At 62.1% G+C, this 18,979-nt stretch carries 18 protein-coding genes; 6 read left to right on the top strand and 12 right to left on the bottom strand.

Annotated features, from left to right (window positions below):
* Positions 1-13 precede the first annotated feature (13 nt).
* Entirely contained in the window at positions 14-2,548 is a 2,535-nt protein-coding gene (locus tag ACNAOT_RS01630) for an ATP-dependent DNA ligase (protein WP_420179771.1), read from the top strand.
* A 97-nt stretch (positions 2,549-2,645) separates the two neighbouring features.
* Here ACNAOT_RS01630 and ACNAOT_RS01625 read toward each other — a convergent pair whose 3' ends face one another.
* Both ACNAOT_RS01625 and ACNAOT_RS01620 read right to left on the bottom strand, forming a co-directional pair.
* Positions 2,646-2,906, bottom strand: a complete 261-nt coding sequence (locus ACNAOT_RS01625) for a hypothetical protein (RefSeq protein ID WP_054809225.1) — start codon at positions 2,904-2,906, stop codon at positions 2,646-2,648.
* A 34-nt stretch (positions 2,907-2,940) separates the two neighbouring features.
* Positions 2,941-3,141 carry a hypothetical protein gene (locus ACNAOT_RS01620; protein ID WP_043469623.1) on the bottom strand — a complete coding sequence of 67 codons (201 nt, stop codon included), beginning with the start codon at positions 3,139-3,141 and terminating at the stop codon, positions 2,941-2,943.
* Positions 3,142-3,415: 274 nt separating this feature from the next.
* Here ACNAOT_RS01620 and ACNAOT_RS01615 point away from each other — a divergent pair, with 274 nt between their 5' ends.
* Entirely contained in the window at positions 3,416-4,195 is a 780-nt protein-coding gene (locus ACNAOT_RS01615) for a putative protein N(5)-glutamine methyltransferase (RefSeq protein WP_420179770.1), read from the top strand.
* A 286-nt stretch (positions 4,196-4,481) separates the two neighbouring features.
* Positions 4,482-6,110: an MFS transporter gene (locus tag ACNAOT_RS01610; RefSeq protein WP_420179769.1), complete on the top strand. Its 1,629-nt coding sequence runs from the start codon at positions 4,482-4,484 to the stop codon at positions 6,108-6,110.
* Positions 6,111-6,221: 111 nt separating this feature from the next.
* Here ACNAOT_RS01610 and ACNAOT_RS01605 read toward each other — a convergent pair whose 3' ends face one another.
* Positions 6,222-7,637, bottom strand: coding sequence for a PLP-dependent aminotransferase family protein (locus tag ACNAOT_RS01605; protein ID WP_091464687.1), 1,416 nt, complete (start codon positions 7,635-7,637; stop codon positions 6,222-6,224).
* Here ACNAOT_RS01605 and ACNAOT_RS01600 point away from each other — a divergent pair.
* Positions 7,636-8,556, top strand: a complete 921-nt coding sequence (locus ACNAOT_RS01600; protein ID WP_420179768.1) for a DMT family transporter — start codon at positions 7,636-7,638, stop codon at positions 8,554-8,556. The genes ACNAOT_RS01605 and ACNAOT_RS01600 overlap by 2 nt on opposite strands.
* A gap of 73 nt (positions 8,557-8,629) precedes the next feature.
* Positions 8,630-9,031 carry a VOC family protein gene (locus ACNAOT_RS01595; protein WP_420179767.1) on the top strand — a complete coding sequence of 134 codons (402 nt, stop codon included), beginning with the start codon at positions 8,630-8,632 and terminating at the stop codon, positions 9,029-9,031.
* A 14-nt stretch (positions 9,032-9,045) separates the two neighbouring features.
* On the opposite strand, the gene ACNAOT_RS01590 is transcribed toward ACNAOT_RS01595, so the two are convergent.
* Both ACNAOT_RS01590 and ACNAOT_RS01585 read right to left on the bottom strand, forming a co-directional pair.
* On the bottom strand, positions 9,046-9,561 hold the full coding sequence (locus ACNAOT_RS01590; RefSeq protein ID WP_420179766.1) for a GNAT family N-acetyltransferase: 516 nt from the start codon (positions 9,559-9,561) through the stop codon (positions 9,046-9,048).
* Positions 9,558-10,028 (bottom strand): SRPBCC family protein, encoded by a 471-nt coding sequence (locus ACNAOT_RS01585; protein WP_420179765.1) that lies wholly within the window; start codon positions 10,026-10,028, stop codon positions 9,558-9,560. Before ACNAOT_RS01585 ends, ACNAOT_RS01590 begins: the two co-directional genes overlap by 4 nt.
* 134 nt (positions 10,029-10,162) lie before the next feature.
* Between ACNAOT_RS01585 and ACNAOT_RS01580 the strand changes: the two genes are divergently transcribed.
* Complete coding sequence (locus ACNAOT_RS01580) at positions 10,163-11,221, top strand: FUSC family protein (protein ID WP_420179764.1); 1,059 nt, start codon at positions 10,163-10,165, stop codon at positions 11,219-11,221.
* Positions 11,222-11,258: 37 nt separating this feature from the next.
* Here the strand turns inward: ACNAOT_RS01580 and ACNAOT_RS01575 are convergent, their stop codons facing one another.
* The 7 genes from ACNAOT_RS01575 to ACNAOT_RS01545 all read right to left on the bottom strand — a co-directional run bounded on the left by ACNAOT_RS01575 (position 11,259) and on the right by ACNAOT_RS01545 (position 18,944).
* Positions 11,259-11,690, bottom strand: coding sequence for a hypothetical protein (locus tag ACNAOT_RS01575; protein WP_420179763.1), 432 nt, complete (start codon positions 11,688-11,690; stop codon positions 11,259-11,261).
* A 53-nt stretch (positions 11,691-11,743) separates the two neighbouring features.
* The gene (locus ACNAOT_RS01570) at positions 11,744-12,523 is read right to left on the bottom strand and encodes an SDR family NAD(P)-dependent oxidoreductase (RefSeq protein WP_178992921.1); all 780 of its coding nucleotides are present in this window, start codon (positions 12,521-12,523) and stop codon (positions 11,744-11,746) included.
* A gap of 116 nt (positions 12,524-12,639) precedes the next feature.
* On the bottom strand, positions 12,640-14,148 hold the full coding sequence (locus tag ACNAOT_RS01565) for a glycoside hydrolase family 32 protein (protein WP_420179762.1): 1,509 nt from the start codon (positions 14,146-14,148) through the stop codon (positions 12,640-12,642).
* Positions 14,149-14,269: 121 nt separating this feature from the next.
* The gene (locus ACNAOT_RS01560) at positions 14,270-15,877 is read right to left on the bottom strand and encodes an ABC transporter substrate-binding protein (protein ID WP_420179761.1); all 1,608 of its coding nucleotides are present in this window, start codon (positions 15,875-15,877) and stop codon (positions 14,270-14,272) included.
* Positions 15,878-15,953: 76 nt separating this feature from the next.
* Entirely contained in the window at positions 15,954-16,913 is a 960-nt protein-coding gene (locus ACNAOT_RS01555) for a carbohydrate ABC transporter permease (RefSeq protein WP_420179760.1), read from the bottom strand.
* 7 nt (positions 16,914-16,920) lie between these two features.
* Entirely contained in the window at positions 16,921-17,730 is an 810-nt protein-coding gene (locus tag ACNAOT_RS01550) for an ABC transporter permease (protein WP_218649216.1), read from the bottom strand.
* Positions 17,731-17,900: 170 nt separating this feature from the next.
* On the bottom strand, positions 17,901-18,944 hold the full coding sequence (locus ACNAOT_RS01545) for a LacI family DNA-binding transcriptional regulator (RefSeq protein ID WP_420179759.1): 1,044 nt from the start codon (positions 18,942-18,944) through the stop codon (positions 17,901-17,903).
* Positions 18,945-18,979 lie beyond the last annotated feature (35 nt).

The raw sequence follows: 18,979 nt of genomic DNA, 5'->3' as shown, positions 1-18,979 counted from the left end.
CAGAGGAGAAGAGGTGGCAGGCAAGCAACAGGAGCGGGTGAACGTGGAAGGCCACGAGCTCACCCTCACCAACCTGGGGAAAATCATCTACCCCGAAACCGGCACCACCAAGGCAGAAGTGCTGGGGTACTACGCCGCCGTCGCGCCTTTCCTGATCCCGGCCGCTGCCAATCGGCCGGTCACCCGTAAGCGCTGGGTCAATGGGGTGGGCACCGCCGAAAACCCCGGGGAAGTGTTCTTCCAAAAGAACCTCGAGGACTCCGCGCCCAAATGGATACCCCGTGCCGCCATCCAGCATTCGGACCACACCAACGTTTATCCCATGGTCAACAATCTGGCCACGCTCACGTGGATGGCCCAGATCGCATCCTTGGAGATCCACGTTCCCCAGTGGCAAGTGGATCCCTCAGGGAAGCCGCTCCGACCCGACCGCTTCGTTCTGGACCTTGACCCCGGGCCGGGGGCTGGACTTCCCGAGTGCGTTGAAGTGGCCAAGCTGGCCCGCTCCATCCTGCAGGACATGGGCATGGATCCCGTCCCAGTCACCAGTGGAAGCAAAGGGATCCATCTCTACACCGGTCTCGACGGAACCCTGAAGTCAGAGCAAGTCTCCGCCTTCGCCAAGGAACTCGCCCGGGCCTTGGAGTCGGACCACCCGAAGTTGGTGGTCAGCGACATGAAGAAGTCCCTCCGCCACGGCAAAGTGTTGGTGGACTGGAGCCAGAACAGCGGGAACAAGACCACCATCGTCCCCTACTCGCTGCGCGGAAAAGCCCACCCTACAGTCGCCGCGCCCCGCACCTGGCGGGAGCTCGCCTCCCCTTCGCTGGACCACCTCGACTACTTGGCCGTGATGAAGCGGGTTGCTACCGGCAAGGACCATTTCGCGCCGATCTCCGACCGGCACCTGCCGCCGCACGGCGAGGATGAGAATGACGACGACGGTGCTGCTTCGGGTGACTCCGGTGCCCGTGAGCGTGTGGTGACGGTCGAGAACCGTCTCGCCAAATACGTCGGGATGCGCGATCCGGGCAAGACCCCGGAGCCGTTTCCGTCGTCGTCGGCCGTTTCTCCCACACCAACCCGGGCCTCGTCCTCGGAGCAACCGAAGCCCGGCGACCCTCCGCCGCCGGGAGGCATCTTCGTCATCCAGGAGCACCACGCCCGCCGCTACCACCTGGATCTGCGCCTGGAGCACAACGGCGTCCTGGCCTCATGGGCGCTGCCGCGTGGCATCCCGGAAACCCCCGACCGCAACAACCTCGCCGTCCATACCGAGGACCACCCCATGGAGTACGCCACCTTCGCGGGCGTCATCCCGAAGGGCGAGTACGGGGCCGGGACCATGACCATTTGGGACCGTGGCGAGTACACCTGCGAGAAGTGGCGAGACGGCAAGGAAGTAATCGCAACCCTCACAGGCGAGCCGGGCGGTGGCCTTGGCGGCACCAAACGCTTCGCGATCATCAACACTGGTCAGAACTGGCTCATCCACCTTATGAAGGAGCAGCCGGGAGGGCGGCGGGCTACCGCAGCGGCCAGTAAAGCTGTGGCACCCAAGTCCACTCCGGCGTCTCCACAACCCATGCCGAACTACACCCCCATGCTCGCCACCTCCGGAACCACCACCGATCTCCGCGGCGACGATTGGCTGTATGAACTGAAGTGGGATGGAATCCGGGCGATCATCACCGGCACCGAGGGCAAGATCCGGCTCATGAGCCGCAACGGGAACGATCTCAGCGCCGCCTATCCCGAACTGACAGACCGCGCATGCTGGCCCGACGGCGACTTCGTGGCTGATGGCGAAATTGTGGCGCTCGGCAAAGGCTCCCGGCCTGATTTCGGGCGGCTGCAGCTCCGGATGAACTTGGTGAAGGCTGCGGACATCGAACGTGCCCGATCAACGGTTCCGGTGCAGCTGATGCTGTTCGACCTTCTTTACGACGACGGCACGGACCTAAGCGGGCTGCCTTTCCGAGAGCGTCGCGAGAGGCTTTCCGGGTTTGCGGGGCGCCTGCGAAAAGGTTGCCCGCTACATCTTTCAGCAGTGTTGGACCACGACGTAGAGGACCTCATGACCAGCGCCGCCGAGCTTGGCTTGGAAGGTGTCATGGCCAAGAAGGCCGATAGCCGCTACGTGATTGGTCGCCGCAGCAGGGCCTGGATCAAGCTGAAGCTGGAGCAGAGCCAGGAAGTGGTGGTGGGCGGTTGGCGTCCCGGTGCGGGTGCAAGGGGCGGGACCTTCGGTGCGTTGCTGCTGGGCATCCCCGACGGCGACAAGCTGCACTACGTGGGCCGGGTGGGCACCGGGTTCAAGGACTGGCAGCTCCGGGACGTCATGGAGAAATTGGAGCCCCTGGTGGTGAGTGACTCCCCCTTCGCGGACATTCCCCGGGAGGATGCTGCTGGCGCCAAGTGGGTGAGCCCTGAGCTGGTGGCCGAGGTAACTTTCGGTGAATGGACGGGTCCCGGCCGGCTACGGCACCCGGTGTGGCGTGGCTGGCGTCCGGACAAGTCCCCTGAGGACGTAAGCCCGCCCAACTGAGTCGCAGTTGAGCGCGTTTTGAGGGCTCAAAACGCGCTGTGCTGCGACTCAGTTGGGCTGGCTACGCGGGTGGTGCGGTTGATGCGGCGATGCGAGCCTAGGAGGAATGCGGCATCTGCGGGCGGCTGGTCCTGTGGATCGCCGTCACGGCTGCACCCTGGCCCATGCGGCCGTGGGCTTGGTCGCGCTCCTTCGGGTGGCGACGTTTACCGTTGCCGTCCGGCCACTGCCTGCTCTGGTCAGCACCCAGTGCAACGGCGATGGCGGTCGGTTCGGGCATAGGAGCCATGTCCATGGACTCCACCAAGTGGCTTGCAACCTCAGGATTGATGCGGTCGGAATCGTGATTCGCAGTCATGGTTCTTCCTTTCCAGTGTGCCTGTCCGCAGGTTTTACCAGCGGACCTTCTTCTCGGTCTTAGCCTGCTTGCCGCTGGCGGAGGTGGGCTTGTGCCCCTTGCCGGTGCTCTGCCAGCCGGCCGGTGCGCCACCCCCGGATTTGCTGGCCAGCATGGCCTTCTGGGCGTCGGTCAGTTTGGACTTGATACCACCGGAAGCCGGGGTCTTCTTGTTTTCGGAAGGGTTGGCAGTCATACGTGGACTCCTAAAAGTGTGAGTCCTGAAGAGACACGTATCCCATGTCGTTGCGGTTCGGGAAAAAGGCGTCGAGAACGGGAACGGCATGGAGGCAGGGCCTCAACAGGCGTGGATTTTTGTCAGGTGAAACTCGGCTGTGCCGCTAAGGCAGAGGCCGGTCTACTCAAAAATCAGTGTTCCCATGCCTCATACCCTAACCAAGTCCCGGCAGATTTGTGAACCCCTCACCTGCAGCTTCTTCCTGCTCCACCAGGATTAATCCTCGGCTAGCATGGCAAACGTGACCCGGAGAGCATCCATCGCCACCACTCTGCGTGCCGCCGGCTGCGTTTTCGCAGAGGATGAAGCACAACTGCTCATCGATGCCGCCCACCATCCGGACCAGCTCACCCACATGGTGGACCAACGCCTTCGAGGACTACCCCTTGAACACATTGTGGGGTGGGCGGATTTCTGCGGGACGCGCATCGCCGTGGAACCGGGCGTCTTCGTGCCGCGCCGTCGCACGGAGTTCGTCGTGCGGGTGGCGGCGATGATCACCAAACCCGGAGCCGTCGTCGTCGACCTTTGCTGTGGTTCCGGGGCGATAGGTGCAGCACTCAACGATCTCCTGGGGAGCTGCGAACTGCACGCGTCGGACGTCGACCCCGCGGCGGTTCGGTGCGCGCGCAGTAACGTTGAGCCTCGTGGCGGCCGCGTCCATCAAGGGGACCTCTACGCTGCACTCCCCCGGGAACTGCGCGGGAAAGTGGACGTGCTGCTCGCGAACGCGCCGTATGTTCCAACGGGGTCCATCGCGATGATGCCGCAGGAGGCACGCCTCCATGAGCCGCGGGTAGCGCTCGACGGCGGCGCTGACGGTTTGGATGTCCAGCGTCGGTTAGCGCTGGGGGCGGCTCAGTGGCTGGCGCCGGGTGGGTCCATCGTGATGGAAACCTCGGAGCAGCAGGTACCGCGGACCGTCCGGCTCCTGAACGAGGCGGGGTTGCTCGCGGAGGTGGCCTCGGACGAAGAATTGGATGCAACGGTGGTGCTCGCTGCGCAAAGGTAACCCCTCAAACCATCAGTTTTTAGGCCCGAATCCGGCCTGTTAAGTGGGCTCCGCTAAACAATTTGGTAACAACGTGCTCCGGAGGGCAAAAACGAAGCCGGATCCGCATGATTGCAGGGCAAGAGCGGGCAATGAGATGCAACACAGCTAGGCAATTTGCGCTCTCATATGACCCAAAAATCGGATCTCAACTCGGGTTTTCGTGCAAAAACCCGTAAAATTGAAGGCCTGCCCAGAGCGGGGCAGCAGAAGTCGCAAGCAAATGACCTCCCTAGGAGAACCCCAAATGCCCACAGACCAAAGCAACACCGTCTCTCCGGATGGCGCAAGGAACGCCTCCGGGACCCAGGTATTGGCAGGCCCCACCCCGGCCGCCACGAACGCAGCAAATGCAGTAAAGAACGCAACGAAGAAGCTTCGCCCGAAGCGCCGGCTGAAAGAGTCCGACGTCAACGTGGTGAACAAGCCGATGCTACGTAAAGCACTCGGAGGCACAATCGTCGGCAACACCATGGAATGGTACGACGTCGGCGTGTTCGGCTACCTCATCACCACCATGGGCCCCGTCTTCCTGCCCGAAGCAGACCCGTCGGTCCAAACACTCTTCCTTCTGGGCACCTTCGCCGCAACCTTCATCGCGCGTCCCCTCGGTGGCATCGTGTTTGGTTGGCTTGGCGACAAGGTGGGCCGTCAGAAGGTCCTCGCAGCAACACTGATGCTCATGGCGGCAAGTACGTTCGCCGTCGGCCTCCTTCCCGGCTACGCGCAGATCGGCATCTGGGCCGCCGCGTTGCTGGTGATCCTGAAGCTCGTCCAGGGCTTCTCCACCGGTGGCGAATACGCCGGTGCCACAACCTTCGTTAGCGAGTACGCCCCGGACAAGCGCCGCGGCTACTTTGCCAGCTTCCTTGATATGGGCAGCTACATTGGCTTCGCCCTCGGTGCCGCCCTGGTTTCGGTCCTGCAGCTCACGCTCGGACAGGCAGCCATGGAGGAATGGGGTTGGAGGATCCCGTTCCTGATCGCCGGTCCCCTGGGCCTCATTGCCGTGTACTTCCGTAGCAAGATCGAGGAATCACCCCAGTTCCAGGCAACCTTGGACGCCCAGGAAGCCTCTGCCAAGGACGCGGCAGCTCAGGATGCTGCCGTCGCCAAGGGACCCATTGGCATCATCAAGGCTTACTGGCGCCAGATCGTGCTGGCCATGATCCTCGCGGCCGCCGCCAACACTGTTGGTTACGCCCTGACGTCGTACATGCCCACTTACCTCACGGATTCCAAGGGTTACGACCCCGTCCACGGCACGCTGCTGACCATCCCGGTCCTGGTGATCATGGCTGTTTGCATTCCACTGACCGGTAAGCTTTCTGACCGCATCGGCCGCCGTCCTGTGCTGTGGATCGGCGCAGGCAGCACCATCGTCTTCGCCATTCCGGCCTTCCTGCTGATCGGCATTGGCGACATCTGGTCCACGCTGGCCGGCCTGGCACTGATCGCCTTCCCGGTGACGTTCTACATCGCCAACCTGGCTTCGGCCCTGCCCGCCCTGTTCCCGACGTCCAGCCGTTATGGCGGAATGGGCATCGCTTACAACTTCTCGGTTGCGATCTTCGGCGGAACCACGCCGTTCATCGTCCAGGGCCTGATCGAAGGCACTGGCGACGACATGATGCCGGCGTACTACCTGATGGCCACGTCCGTTGTGGGCGCAATCGCCATCTACTTCTTGCGTGAATCCGCCCAGCGCCCCCTGCCGGGCTCCATGCCCAGCGTGGACACCCAGGCCGAGGCACGCGAGCTCGTAGCCACGCAGGACACCAACCCGCTCATCAACCTGGACGAGATGCCGTTCGACGGACAGCCGATTGATGACACAGTGTTCGGCAAAGGCAACAAGGACCTGACTCCCGCTTAGGAACTCAATGCCTGCAACTTCTGCGCAGCGACTCAGTTAGTTCGCGGCAGCTTGCCGCCCACCGTAGCCACCACCTCAAGGCGCTCTTCTTGAGGTTGGTGGCTACGGCTGTTAAAGCCCCAACTGGGCCTGCACCGCCGCGCCAATGATCCGTGCACCTTCCGGAAAACCGCCCGGATTCGGGCCGGCGTAGTTGAGCCGGATGTACGGCCCTTCCGGTTCCGCGGGGAACCACTCCGTGCCCGAGGCGATGAGCACCCCGGCCGCTTCGCAATCCTTGGTGAGCTGATCGACGTCGAACCCGTCCGGCATCCGCAGCCACAAGTTCAAACCGCCTTTTGGCAAGTGGCTGAGATGTGCCTGCGGAACGTGCTCGCGGAGGCTGGTGACCAGCAGATCTCGCCGCGACTGCAGCTGATGACTGAGGCCGCGCAGGTGCGTGTGCCAACCCGGCTGCGTGACGACGTCGAGCGCTGCTGCCTGAAGCAGGCCGCTGACGTACATCGATTCGGCGGCCTGCGCCCCCATGATGCGTTCGCGTGCCGGACCTCGCGCTATGACGGCTGCGATGCGGATCGACGGCGAGACGCTCTTGGTCAGCGAGCGAATGTAGACCACATGCCCGGAATCGTCTTTGGCGGCGAGCGGGACCGACGGCGCGGTGATGCCGAAGTCGTGCGCCCAGTCGTCCTCCACAAGGAAAGCTCCGTGCCGCTGGACTATCCGGAGCACCTCTTCCCCCCGATCAGCCGACCACTGCGCTCCCGTGGGATTGGCGAAGTTGGGCTGCGCGTAGAACAGCCGCGCGCCCGATTCCTCGAAGGCCCGGTCCAGTTCTTCCGGGTCGGGGCCATCCGGGCCGCTCGGGACAGGAATGACATTGACGCCCGCCTGGCCCGCCGCCAGCAGCGCACCCCAGTAGCTGGGCGACTCCACCAACAGCGGTTGGCCGTGCCCCACCAGACCTCGGAAAATCGAGCTGAGTCCGCTCTGGCTACCGGGAAGAACGACGACGTCGCTTGGCTGGGGCGGCGTGACGCCCACCGGCGTTGAGGTGCTGAGTTCCTGCGCGAACCAGGTCTGGAGTTCGGGAAGTCCTTGCGCCGGCGGCCGGGACAGGGCAGCGTCTCCCCTTGCGGCCCGTGTGAGGGCGGCGCGGACGAGCCTTTCGGGGAGGAGTTCGCGGTCCGGGTATCCGGAATGGAATGCGATGACGTCGTTGGTAGCGCTCCGCATTGCGCCAGAGGTCAGTGGTCGCGCGACTTGGGCTGCCCGCAAGGCTGCTGTTTGCCAGCCGTAGTCAGAGGGCCTGGCCGTGCGGTAAGCACGGACGAACGTTCCAACGCCGGGCCGACTCTCAATCAGGCCCTGTGCCGTGAGTGTCCTGAGGGCCTTCTGAACCGTTACGGGGCTGGCCTGGTACTCAGCAACGAGTTGGCGCGTAGATGGCAGTTTGGCTCCCGGCGCAGCCCCTGCGATCCATTCTTTTACTCGCGAGACGATTCGGGAACTGCTATCGTTGTTCATGAGTCCTAATAGTAGCGCTACTACACTTTTGCGGCCAGTGGTATCCACCAAGACATCGACTGGTATCTGGTGGGGCCTCCTTGGCGTCGTCGCTTTCTCCTTCACTGTTCCACTGACACGGGTGGCTGTGGAGGGAATGTCACCCCTGTTTATCGGCGCTGGCCGTGCAGTTGTTGCCGCCATCCTCGCGGCCCTTGCCCTCGCGCTGACTCGACAACGGTTGCCGCGCGGCCGGCAATGGATTCGCCTTGCCGTGGTGGCCGGGGGAATCGTGGCCGGATTCCCGCTGCTGACCACGTTCGCGTTGACCAGTACTTCCGCCAGTCACGGAGCTGTGGTCATCGCGCTACTGCCCGCAGCCACAGCGACTGCAGCGGTGATCAGGGGACGGGAACATCCTCGTCCATTGTTCTGGGTACTGACAGTGGTGGGCGTGATCGCCGCGGTGGTATTCGCTTTGGTTCAGTCCGGCGGATTTGGTGCGCTTCACTGGGCGGACCTTCTGCTGCTGGGTGCCGTGGTGGCTGCCGCCATCGGTTACGCAGAGGGCGGGCTGCTGGCCCGGGAACTCGGTGCATGGCAGACCATTTCCTGGGCGCTAGTGGTGGCCGCGCCAGTGATGATCCTGCTAACGGTGGTATCGCTGGGCCTTGGCGCACCTTCTGCCACTCCCGTCCAGTGGTTGTCCTTCGCGTACTTGGGAGTGGTGAGCATGTTCCTTGGCTTCTTCGCCTGGTACCGGGGCCTGGCCATCGGACCCATGGCGCAGGTCAGCCAGATCCAGCTCGTCCAACCGGTCATGAGCATCGCCTGGGCCGGGCTCCTGTTAGGTGAGTCGATGACGTGGACCACCGTGGTGGGCGGCCTCGCGGTGATCCTGTGCGCCGGCGCTGCCGTTCGCGTCAGGCTCAGGAAGTAGGAACCCGCGTGCCCGTTGCGACTCGGCGAGCGCAACCGATGTGCAACGGCTGCGGACCTCGTAGAATCGGCGCATGCGTGAGGTTCCGGTGGGATCAATCCACCATGTTGAGATCTGGGTGCCGTTCCTTGACCGGGCAAGGGAAGAGTGGGGCTGGCTGCTGGGTGAGCTGGGTTATGAGCCATTCCAGGAATGGCCCACGGGGTGCAGCTGGAAGCTTGACGGCACGTATGTGGTGGTGGAGCAGACTGATGCAACCACCGCCACAACCCACCGACGCACTGATCCCGGGGTCAACCACATAGCCTTCCACGCCGGGACCCGGGAGAACGTGGACAGGATCCGGGCGCTCGGGGCGGATGCCGGTTGGTACGAGATGTTCGAGTCGAAATATCCGCACGCCGGCGGCCCGGACCACTACGCGGCATACCTGCTCAACACGGACAGCTATGAGGTCGAGTTGGTGGCAGGCTAACCCGACCGGCTGGGTTACTTGGGCGGAACTGCCGGGCGCCACATGGCTACGCGGGGCCAACGGGTCAGGCCCAACTCAGCCTCGTGCTCCATGAGGCGGGTCAGCTCCGGACCCCAGCTGCCGGCGTCGAGCACTTCGAAGCCGAGGCGGCGATAGTACGGGGCGTTCCACGGCACGTCCCGGAACGTGCTCAGGGTTTGCCGCTGCATCCCGTGTCCGCGCGTCCATACGCGCGCGGCATGCAGGAGCTCACGGCCCAGGCCTTGGTGTGCTTGATCCGGATGGACGCTGACCTGCTCCACGTGACCGTTGCCGTCAACGATGTCCGCCAACAGGTACGCCACCGGGTAGTCGAGCCCATCGACGGAAACCCAGGCGCGCCCGGCCGTGGCATAACTGTTCAGCTCATCAATGGACAGGGGCTCGTCGTCCGCGACGGACTCCATTCCCAGAGCCCGGAAAGCCTCGCCCGCGGCACGCTCGATGTCCTGCAGAATCAGCAGGTCGTCCGCGTGCGCGAGCCTGATCATTGCCGCGAATCCAGGGCAGGAGGGGTTGGGGCCACCAAGAACGCGTTGCGCTTCTCAATCAGGTTCTGCAGGTATCGGGCCAGAATCAGCTTCTCCACCAAACGGCCCAGCGGGCCGAACGGTGCAGCGAATTCCACGGTATCCACCATGAGGGTCCCGCTGCCGTCCGGCCGGAACTCATGCGTGTGGCGGAGGTACTTGAAAGGGCCCTTCACCTGTTCATCAGAGAACAACGACGGCGCCTCCATCCGCGTAATGCGACTGGTCATGCGGAACCGGACTCCGAGGTGCCATGCCTGCCAGGTGACAGTCTCACCTTCCGAAATGAGCCCAGTGGTGACGCCGCCGATTGCCTTCTCCCGGCTCTGCGTCATGGACCCTACGTGGGCATCGATGTTGCGGGAAAGATCAAATAGCTCCTGCGGTGGCATGCTGGAGCGGGTGCGGCAGACGAAAGCGACGGGCATACCTTGATCTTCCCAGAACTTCCCCCGTCCGCGCGCCCAAGTCCGCTACGGGTTGTGACCGGGCTAATGGCGGCCTGGGCCGCGATGATGCTAATTTCCAAAGACAAGCCCTGACCGATTGGTGGTGTTCCCGCATGCCCGCACTCATCTCGCATGCCCGTGAACTCCACCGGATGGGTCCTGCCAACAACGACCACCTCTCGGCTGTACGGGTGGCCTTGAGCGTCGCAGTGCCTGGCTTGTTCCTCATTCTCATCGGCCGCCCGGACCTGATGATGTACGCCGTATTCGGTGCACTAACCGGCATGTACGGCCGCAACGAAACGCATCAGCTCAGACTCAAACACCAAGCCCAGGCTGCCCTGTTCCTGGTTGGAGGACTCACCATCGGGGTGTTTCTCTCCGTCAACCACATCCAGTCCTGGTGGTTGGTACTCGTGGCAACCTTCTTTGCCGGCGCCGGTTCCCTCTATGCGGACGCCGTACGCCTCCGGCCCATAGGCCCGTTCTTCGGCATCCTCGCCTTGGGCGCCTGCGCCTCCGTCCCAACCAACGTGCCATTCACGACGGCGGTACTCATCGGCGTCGCGTCCGCCGCTTTTTCCTTGGCGGTGGGTTTCAGCGGCTGGTTCCGGCGACGCACTTGGGTGTCCGGGGCAGGCCGCGATGTTCCCGTCCTTCGCGGCCCGCAGCGCCAGGCCGCGTTGGTCCATGCTGCACGCTATTCGCTCGCGGTCGGCGTGGCCGGGGCCATCGGGGTGCTGAGCGGCAGCGGCCACCCACATTGGGCCATGGCCGCCGCGGCCGTGCCCCTCGCAGGTGCCGACCTCCCAAGCCGCGTCCACCGAGGTATCCACCGCATCGTGGGGACGTTCCTCGGGTTGGGGATAGTCGCCATCGTGCTTTTCCCCAGTCCGCTATCGCCGCTTCAGTACTTCCCTGGCCAAACCGCAGTGGTGCTCGCTGTGCTGGTGGTTTTGTGCCAGTTCCCCACCGAGCTGTTCATGGCACGACACTACGGTTGGGCCATGGTGTTCTTTACTCCCGTGATCCTGCTGATCGCCCAACTCGCTGCTCCCATGGACCCAGGGGTGCTGGTCATGGAGCGTGCCATCGAGACATTTGTGGGGGCCGTTGTTGGGATCGCGGTGGCGGTGCTGGTGCGGGCCCCGAGGGGCAGGGTCAGTTTGTAACGGGGTCAGTTTGTAACGGGGTCAGTTCGTAACTGTTTCAGTTCGTAACGACGAGGATGTTCGGGTGGATTTTCGTCAAGCCGCTTGACTCAAGCTCCTTGGTGTCATAGCCGTCGGAGACCAGAACAGCAGATTTTTGGTCGGGACCACTGATCCTCAGCATCTCTCCCTGGATGGAATCACTGCAGCCGCTATGCGAGAAGTATGGTTCCGCAGCTTCTACGATCAAGCAGGACGGACGGCCCTGTTTGCCCTGTCCCAAGTAGTACTTCTTCCCGTTCGCTTCAGCGACCAACAGCACCTTTTCCAGTTCGAATTGCTCGAGTTTCAGGCCCGTCGGCGGAGTGTCGGTCTCCGTCGCCTCTCGCTCCAGCGCCTTGAAGCCCGTGTTGCTCGTTCCGGTGCAGCCGCTCAGTAGTAGTCCGCTTACGACCATGGCCACAATGAATGCCAAGGATTTGTTCCTCACGGCGCTGCCCCCTCAGGCTCGAATGAACTGTCATAGTAACCCGGACCTCAGATTTACGGTTCGAGCGGCCGCCGGGGTGGGCCGGAAGTCAGCTTCGCCGGCAGGATACGTGCAAAGAAACTGACCACTTTGTAACGGCGCGTCGGTATGGAGACACCCTTGCCCTTGGCGTTGTCCTCCAGACCCTCGCGCACGACCCGCTCGGCTGTGAGCCACAAGAACCGGGGAGCAACGGTTTTGTCCATGCCCATACGGTCGTGGAATTCGGTGTGGGTGAAACCTGGGCAAACAGCGGTGACCTGCACTCCGGATTTCGCGTAGGTGATGTTGGCCCACCGACTGAATGTCACTTGCCATGCTTTGGCGGCGGAGTAAGTACCCCTGTTGGCGAACGCTGCCACGCTGGCGACGTTGATGATCCGCCCCTTGCCGCGAGCCAGCATGACTTCAAGTGCAGCGTGGCTCAATTCCATGGGTGTCTGGACGTGGAGCCTCAGGTGGCGACGTTCCTCGTCCAAGTCATTCCGTTCGAACGACTTCAACAGCCCGATGCCCGCGTTGTTGACCAGGACATCCACAGGCCGCGCAGCGTCCCGCAAGCGGTCAGCGACTGCCGAGACGCCGACGTCGGTGGTTAAGTCTGCGGGAAGGACCTCCGCCGAGATACTGAAGTCGCGCTCAAGTTCCTCGGCCTTCTCTTTGAGTCGCTCTTCATCGCGGGCTACCAGGACAAGGTGGTGTCCGGCTTCGGCAAGCTGGCGGGCGAATTCTGCACCGAGCCCGGCGGTGGCACCGGTAACCAAGGCAGTGAGTTCGTTGGCTCGAGTGGTCATGCGCCTAGACTAGCCCCTCCCCTTTTCCCGCTCTGCCGAGGTGACAGTTAATACCCATGTCTGCGAGCAGGATTGGTATTAACTGCCACCTCGGCGCAAGGGGACGTGCCGGTTATCTACGCGTACTGGGTGATGTGCAGCCTGTTGAGCGTGGTTGAACCGCCTACCGAGTAAAGGGAGACGTCGTTGCTCGTCAAGGACGGAAAGACTAGTTCCGTCATGGTGACTTGGCCGCCTTGAGCAAATACCTCCACTGAACAGCGGTCCACGAAGAGGGTGAGCTGGTACTTGTCCTCCACCAACCGGATGGGGGCGGTGTCGATGGATGCGAAGGCTTCATGGAAGTCTGTATGCCCCGATTCGCGGCGGTCGACGACCAGGGTCCCCTCGGCAGGCCGAATGCCAATGCGGGTTCCTTGCGAACCCCCGCCCCGGACAACGAGCCCGAATTCTTCGGCTACTCCTGGCGTCCAGGAAATGTCAATGCGTTGGACCGTTCCAGCCGCACCGTCAAGAATCGTGGTGCCCGCCGGGATGGTGGTTTCAGGGAGGCTGAAGTTTGAGACCGAGGCACTTACGGCAGCCCAGTCCCCCACCGGCTGCTGCACCAGGTGCGTCTCGCCGCCGATTGTTTGGAGTGTCAGTTCCCGGACCAGTGACATGGGGCTTCGCCATGATGCCGTGGGAAGTTCGTTGACGTATTGCCAGTTGTTCATCCACGCGATCATCAGGCGTCGGCCCTCTGGTGCATCGCTGAAGGAGACGGCGGCGTAGTAGTCCCGGCCCCAGTCCAGCCACTGGTACTCGCCCAGCCGGTCAGGGTCTTGAAGGCCTTCAGTCACTGTCGTGGCTGAGGTGAACGTGGCGCCGTCGAAGTCACCTACGAAGTATTGTCCGGCCGAGCCGCCGTTTGGACCGCCCGGGTTCAGGTTGACAGTGAGCACCCATTTAACGTCTTCGGGGTCGCCGTCGACGGGCAGGGGGAACAGGTCCGGGCATTCCCAGATCCCTCCTGTCGCGTTCGCAGGACCGAAGGTGCTCAGGTACTCCCAGTTCCTGAGATCCCGGGACTTGTAGAGGATGACTTGGAAGTCCTGCGCTTCAACGGCCACCATGACCCAGTAGCTGCCGGCGTCACCCTCGTAGCGGAACACTTTAGGGTCCCGGAAATCAGCTGAACGACGATCCAGAACGGGATTCTCCGCGTATTTTCTCCAGGTGTACCCACCATCGAGGCTGTAGGCCAGCGACTGGGCCTGAATCCCTTCCAGCCCGGATGCGGGTTTGAAGGCGCTGGTGTAGATGGCCACCAGGGGTGCTGTTCCATCCTTGCCGAAGCCGCTGGTGTTCTGCCGGTCGAAGACGATGCTGCCGGAGAAGATGTCTTCGTTCTCGTCACAGGCGATGGCGACGGGATGGTCAGTCCAGCTCACAAGGTCGGTGGACGTAGCGTGGCCCCAGGAGAGATTGGCGTGCTCGCTGCCGAACGGGTTGTTCTGGTAATAGAGGTGGTAAGCGCCGTCATGGAAGATGAGGCCGTTGGGGTCGTTGAGCCAGGTGCCTCCGGTGCTGTAATGAAGGGCGGGCCGGAAGATGTCGGTTGTCGTGGCGGCGGCGGCAGTCATGAAAGGTGAGTCTCTTTCTTGGCAGGTGATTTCTGCAGTTCTCGTGGGAGTCCCGCAGACGGAAGAGCGGTCAAGGTGGAACCAGCGCGCTGGGCGCCGGTTCCACCTTGGGTGTTGGCAGTTAGGAGTTCTTCTTGAAGCGGTCGTAGGCCGCCTGGTAGACCTCGATCATCTTGTCGACTCCCACGTTCTTGAGCTGGGTGACGTAACCGTCCCATTCCTGCTCGATGCCGCCGGAGACGATCCACTTCGCGGTGTTTTGCTTGACCAGCGAGGTGACGTCGGCCTGAATGGTACCGATCTGCTGCAGCTCTTCGTTGGACAATGCAACGGGCGGGTAGCCGTCGTTACCTGCGAAGGGCTTGTAGTTTTCAGTGACCGTCTTTTGACGGGCCGCGGCGCGTGGTTCGGGCGCGACGACGGAGGTGAAGTTCTCGGCGGTGTTTGCCTTCGGTCCGCCAGGGGCGACCTTTTGGCGGCGTTCGCCTTCGCTGGTTCCGGCGGGCGCCGGGATTTGGGTCAGGATGCCGCTGGCGTCCTTCTGCAGGGTCTCGCCAATGGGCCCCCAGTTGGCCTGGGCCGACTGGATGGGATCGTACAGGTTGTCGGCCCAGCGCATGGTGGCTGCCGGGTATTTGTTGGCCCGGGTGATGGCGAATGCGCCGCGTGCGATTTCCTGGTTGTTGGACTGGCTGGCGATTCGCTTGCCGTCGACGCCCTCAAGGACGGGCACCAAGGCGTAGTCGCCGGCGCGGTCCGCTCCAACCATTTCAGGAATTTCCCACCAGACAAATGAGCCGAGGTTTTCCGTGGCGGCCTTGCCCTTGGCCAAATAGGCTTTGTCGTCCTGGGAGAAGGACTCAGGATCGATCAGGCCCTCCTTGTACCACTCGTGCAGGGTTTGGATGGCCTTCTTGTAGCCATCCTGGGTGGCCGTGAAGATGACTTTGTCGTCCTGGACGATGCGGTGGTCCATGTTGTCCGGGGTTCCGCCGAGGGCAGCGATCAGGTCCACGATGTCGCCGCACCACGAGCCGGGCATGAAGCTCAGGGGGATGGTTTTGCCTGTGCCGGAGGCATCCTGGGCTTTGAAAGCCACCAAGGCGTCGTGGAACTCATCGATGGTCTTGGGCATGGGGATGTTGAGCTTCTTGAGCCAGGAGGTGTTGATGGCCAGTTCATTGGGGAACTGCACCAGGCCGAGCTCTTCCACGGACGGCAGGGAGTAGATGTGTCCGTCCGAAGAGGTGATCGCCGCCTTGATGTCGGGGCGTTCGGAGAGGAGTTTGGACAGGTTCGGCGCGTTTTTCTCGATCAGTCCTTCCAGCGGGATCAATGTGCCGCTGGCGGAGTATGTGGCGATCTCGGCGTCCGTCAAACCTGTGTTGAAGAACGCGTCCGGCAGGTCGCCACTGGCCAGGATCAGGTTCTTCTTTTCCTGGAAGACCGTCTCGGGAAGGTTTTCCCACTCGATGTGGACGTTGGTGGCCTTTTCCCATTCCTTGACTACGGTCATCGTGTTGTAGTCCGGAGCCAGGGCCGCCTTCGTCCCGGAGAACTTCAAGGTCAGCTGCTTGCTGACAATGGGGAAGCCTTTTTCCTGAAAGCCGAAGTCTGCGGAGGCATCTTTGATCTCCGTGGTGCCCGAGTTCGAGCCCGAGCAGGCGGTGAACGTCAACGTTCCGGCCAGCACGGCGCCAAGGACGGCGAGTTTGCGGCTGATTGCCATGGTCATTCCTGTTCTGAGGTGTTTTGGATGAAGTCCGGAGGCCGAATGCCTTGGACCGTTTCTTAGAGGTGGGCGATTATTTGACGGCGCCGATCATGGCGCCCTTGGTGAAGTGCTTCTGCATGAATGGCAGGGCAATCATGAGTGGCAGGCTCGAGACGACGATCATGGCGTACTTGGTGAGCTCTGCGATCCTTTGCGCTGCCGCATAGGATTCGATGTCCCCGCCGGTTGTTCCGGTGGAGGAGACGTCTGACTGGATCAGGATGTTCCGCAGCACAAGCTGCAGCGGGTACTTGGTGTCGTCGTTGAGGAAGATCAAGGCGTCGAAGAACGAGTTCCAATGGGCCACCACGTGCACCATGATCATCAGCATGATCAATGGCTTGGATAGTGGCAGGACCATGTTGAAGAAGAACTTGAAGTCCGTTGCCCCGTCCATCTGGGCGGCCTCGCGCAGTTCGTTCGGGATGGTGTGCTCAAAGAATGACCTTGCAATGATCAGGTTCCAGACGCCTACGGCTCCCGGCAGAACCACTGCCCAAATGGTGTCCAGCATTCCCAGGTCCCGGACCACCAGATACTTGGTGATGAGTCCGCCGTCGAAGAACATGGTGATCACGAACAGGAGCATCAGGATCTTGCGGCCCGGCATGTCCTTCCTGGACAGCGCGTAGGCACCGCACAGGATGGTGGTGACACTGATGGCGGTTCCCAGGACCGTGTACATGAGCGTGTTACCCAAGCCGTTCCAGATCCTGCTGTCAGCGAAGATCCGTTCGTAGCCTTCGGTGGTAACTCCGGAAGGGAACAGCCAGACTTTCCCCTCATAGACGGCATTGGGGTCGCTGATGGAAGCGATCACAATGAAGTAGAGCGGGTAGACCACGGCAAGGATGGACAACAGCAGCACTGCCGTAGCGCCAACGTTGAAGACGCGATCGCCGTATTTGTCGCGCAGCGTCTGCTTGCGGCGCCCCGGGTTGGGAGCGCGGTTGGCCTGGCGGATGGTTGAGGGTTCGGTTGTCAGGGACATTTCGGCATCACCACAGGGTCGCTTGGTTGGCCCGACGCGCGATCGTGTTGAAGACGAGCAACAGCGCAAGGTTGAGGAGGGAGTTGAAGAGGCCAATGGCGGCCGAGTAGCTGAACTGCGCTTGCTGCAAACCAGCGTGGTAGACGTAGGTCTGGATGATCTCTGATGTGGACAGGTTCAACGGTGTCTGCATCAGCAATGCCTTTTCGAAGCCCACGTTCAGCAGGTTGCCGATAGCCAGGATGAAAAGGATGGTCACCACCGGCATGATGCCCGGCAGGTCGATGTGGCGGATGCGCTGGAGCTTTGACGCACCATCCACCTTCGCGGCGTCGTGAAGTGCGGGGTCGATAGCGGCCAAAGCTGCGAGGTAAACGATCATGGAGAACCCCGCGTTCTGCCAGACATCCGAGATGACGTACACCGGCCGGAACCACTCAGCCGAGCCCATGAAGAAGATCGGCTCGCCGCCGGTGAGTTGGATGGCGTTGTTCACCAGCCCTGACCGCGGCGACAGGATCACGAACATGATTCCCACCACCACAACCGTGGAAATGAAGGCCGGTGAGTAGAGCACCGTTTGGGTGAACTTTTTGAACCTCTCGCTCTGGAGCTGGTTGACCAGCAGAGCCAGAATGATGGGGATCGGAAAGGCCACCAGAAGGCCCAGAACCGCAATCCAGAGAGTGTTTCCCACCACCTGGCCGAACTGGTAAGAGTTCACGAACCGGACGAAGTGGTCAAGCCCCACCCAGGGGCTGTCCGTAAAGCCATCCACCGGGTTGTAATTCTTGAAAGCAATCTGCACGCCATACATCGGCCAGTATTTGAAAACCAGGATGTACACAAGAGCAGGCGCTAGTAATACGTATAACTGCCAGGCCCGAAAAATGCGGCGGAGGCGGAGCAAAGCAGAAATTTTTCGTTGCGGAACTTGCGGCACCGGTGCCGCAGACGGACGCCCGCGTTTCGCCGGCATAGTGCGGCTCATGGCATCTCCTTAGGGTGTGTAACTGACTTTCGTTCAACAAGGGGGCATTCCATGAGCTCCACCCGACCGTCGGGTTCGGCGCCTTGGAGGATAAGTTCAACGGCGCGCCTACCCATGGCAACAAAGGGCAGCTCAAAGGTTGTCAGCCCCGGACGAAGATGGGGCGCAACGATGGCCTGGTTATCAAAACCCACAATCGACACGTCGCGGGGAATCGAAAGCCGAAGATCAGCCACTGCCTGATAGGCGCCCCACGCTGTGCGGTCGTTGGCGCAGAAGATTGCCGTAGGTTTCTCCGGGGCAGTCATCAATTCCATTGCATACTTGTAGCCGTCATCCTCGCCGCCCCTGCCGAAGCGCACCAGCGCGGGGTCCGCGTCCAGTCCAGCCTCTGCAAGGGCTGCCGTATAGCCTTCGTAGCGACCCACTGCGGCGGGGAGGCCACTTTCGAGCAATTCGATGTTGATCATCCCAATACGGGTATGCCCGGCATCGATCAAGTGACGTGTAGCTGAATAGCCGCCGCTCACCTCATTGGGCGCCACGCTGGGAAGGTGACCGTCCCGGTCCTGGGAATTCAGCACCACCGAGGGGACACCGGCGAGGGCTTTGGGCACCTCCAGCAGCCGGTGGTACATGGAGCCATAAACGACGCCTGCCACATTGTAGGAAAGCATGGCATCCAGGGAGGCGGCTTCAAGCTCCTTGTCCCCGCCGGTATTCATGGTCACCAGGAGGAGCCCATCCTCCCAAGCGCGCTCTTGCGCACCTTCGATGATCGCCCCGGCAAACGGGGAGGTCGCCACGGAGTCGCCGATGAAACCAACCATGCCGGCAAGTCCATCGCGAAGCATCTTTGCGTGGGCATTCGTGCGGTAACCAAGTTGCGCGACGGCATCTTTGACCTTGCGTCGGGTCTCGTCGGAAAACCGCGACCCGCCCGCTGAGTTCAGCACCAGGGAGACAGTGGCTTGCGAAACACCGGCAGCAGCAGCAACGTCATGCATGGTCGGCTTGGAATGCGGCTTCGACTTAGCCATGGGGCACCTCCTTGGGCCGTTCCAACATACGGGTT

The sequence above is a fragment of the Paenarthrobacter sp. TA1.8 genome, assembly GCF_048595705.1.
GTDB lineage: Bacteria > Actinomycetota > Actinomycetes > Actinomycetales > Micrococcaceae > Arthrobacter > Arthrobacter nitroguajacolicus.
The sequence above is the reverse complement of the archived record's forward strand: the minus strand, read 5'-3'. Positions and strand labels throughout refer to the sequence as shown.

What these genes read in the sequence shown, in the direction of transcription:
- ACNAOT_RS01595 (WP_420179767.1), top strand. Translation starts at nt 8,630, where the DNA reads ATGCGTGAGGTTCCGGTGGGATCAATCCACCATGTTGAGATCTGGGTG.
- ACNAOT_RS01565 (WP_420179762.1), bottom strand. Translation starts at nt 14,148, where the DNA reads ATGACTGCCGCCGCCGCCACGACAACCGACATCTTCCGGCCCGCCCTT.
- ACNAOT_RS01560 (WP_420179761.1), bottom strand. Translation starts at nt 15,877, where the DNA reads ATGGCAATCAGCCGCAAACTCGCCGTCCTTGGCGCCGTGCTGGCCGGA.
- ACNAOT_RS01590 (WP_420179766.1), bottom strand. Translation starts at nt 9,561, where the DNA reads ATGATCAGGCTCGCGCACGCGGACGACCTGCTGATTCTGCAGGACATC.
- ACNAOT_RS01550 (WP_218649216.1), bottom strand. Translation starts at nt 17,730, where the DNA reads ATGTATGGCGTGCAGATTGCTTTCAAGAATTACAACCCGGTGGATGGC.
- ACNAOT_RS01585 (WP_420179765.1), bottom strand. Translation starts at nt 10,028, where the DNA reads ATGCCCGTCGCTTTCGTCTGCCGCACCCGCTCCAGCATGCCACCGCAG.
- ACNAOT_RS01570 (WP_178992921.1), bottom strand. Translation starts at nt 12,523, where the DNA reads ATGACCACTCGAGCCAACGAACTCACTGCCTTGGTTACCGGTGCCACC.
- ACNAOT_RS01625 (WP_054809225.1), bottom strand. Translation starts at nt 2,906, where the DNA reads ATGACTGCGAATCACGATTCCGACCGCATCAATCCTGAGGTTGCAAGC.
- ACNAOT_RS01605 (WP_091464687.1), bottom strand. Translation starts at nt 7,637, where the DNA reads ATGAACAACGATAGCAGTTCCCGAATCGTCTCGCGAGTAAAAGAATGG.
- ACNAOT_RS01580 (WP_420179764.1), top strand. Translation starts at nt 10,163, where the DNA reads ATGCCCGCACTCATCTCGCATGCCCGTGAACTCCACCGGATGGGTCCT.
- ACNAOT_RS01555 (WP_420179760.1), bottom strand. Translation starts at nt 16,913, where the DNA reads ATGTCCCTGACAACCGAACCCTCAACCATCCGCCAGGCCAACCGCGCT.
- ACNAOT_RS01610 (WP_420179769.1), top strand. Translation starts at nt 4,482, where the DNA reads ATGCCCACAGACCAAAGCAACACCGTCTCTCCGGATGGCGCAAGGAAC.
- ACNAOT_RS01615 (WP_420179770.1), top strand. Translation starts at nt 3,416, where the DNA reads ATGGCAAACGTGACCCGGAGAGCATCCATCGCCACCACTCTGCGTGCC.
- ACNAOT_RS01620 (WP_043469623.1), bottom strand. Translation starts at nt 3,141, where the DNA reads ATGACTGCCAACCCTTCCGAAAACAAGAAGACCCCGGCTTCCGGTGGT.
- ACNAOT_RS01600 (WP_420179768.1), top strand. Translation starts at nt 7,636, where the DNA reads ATGAGTCCTAATAGTAGCGCTACTACACTTTTGCGGCCAGTGGTATCC.
- ACNAOT_RS01545 (WP_420179759.1), bottom strand. Translation starts at nt 18,944, where the DNA reads ATGGCTAAGTCGAAGCCGCATTCCAAGCCGACCATGCATGACGTTGCT.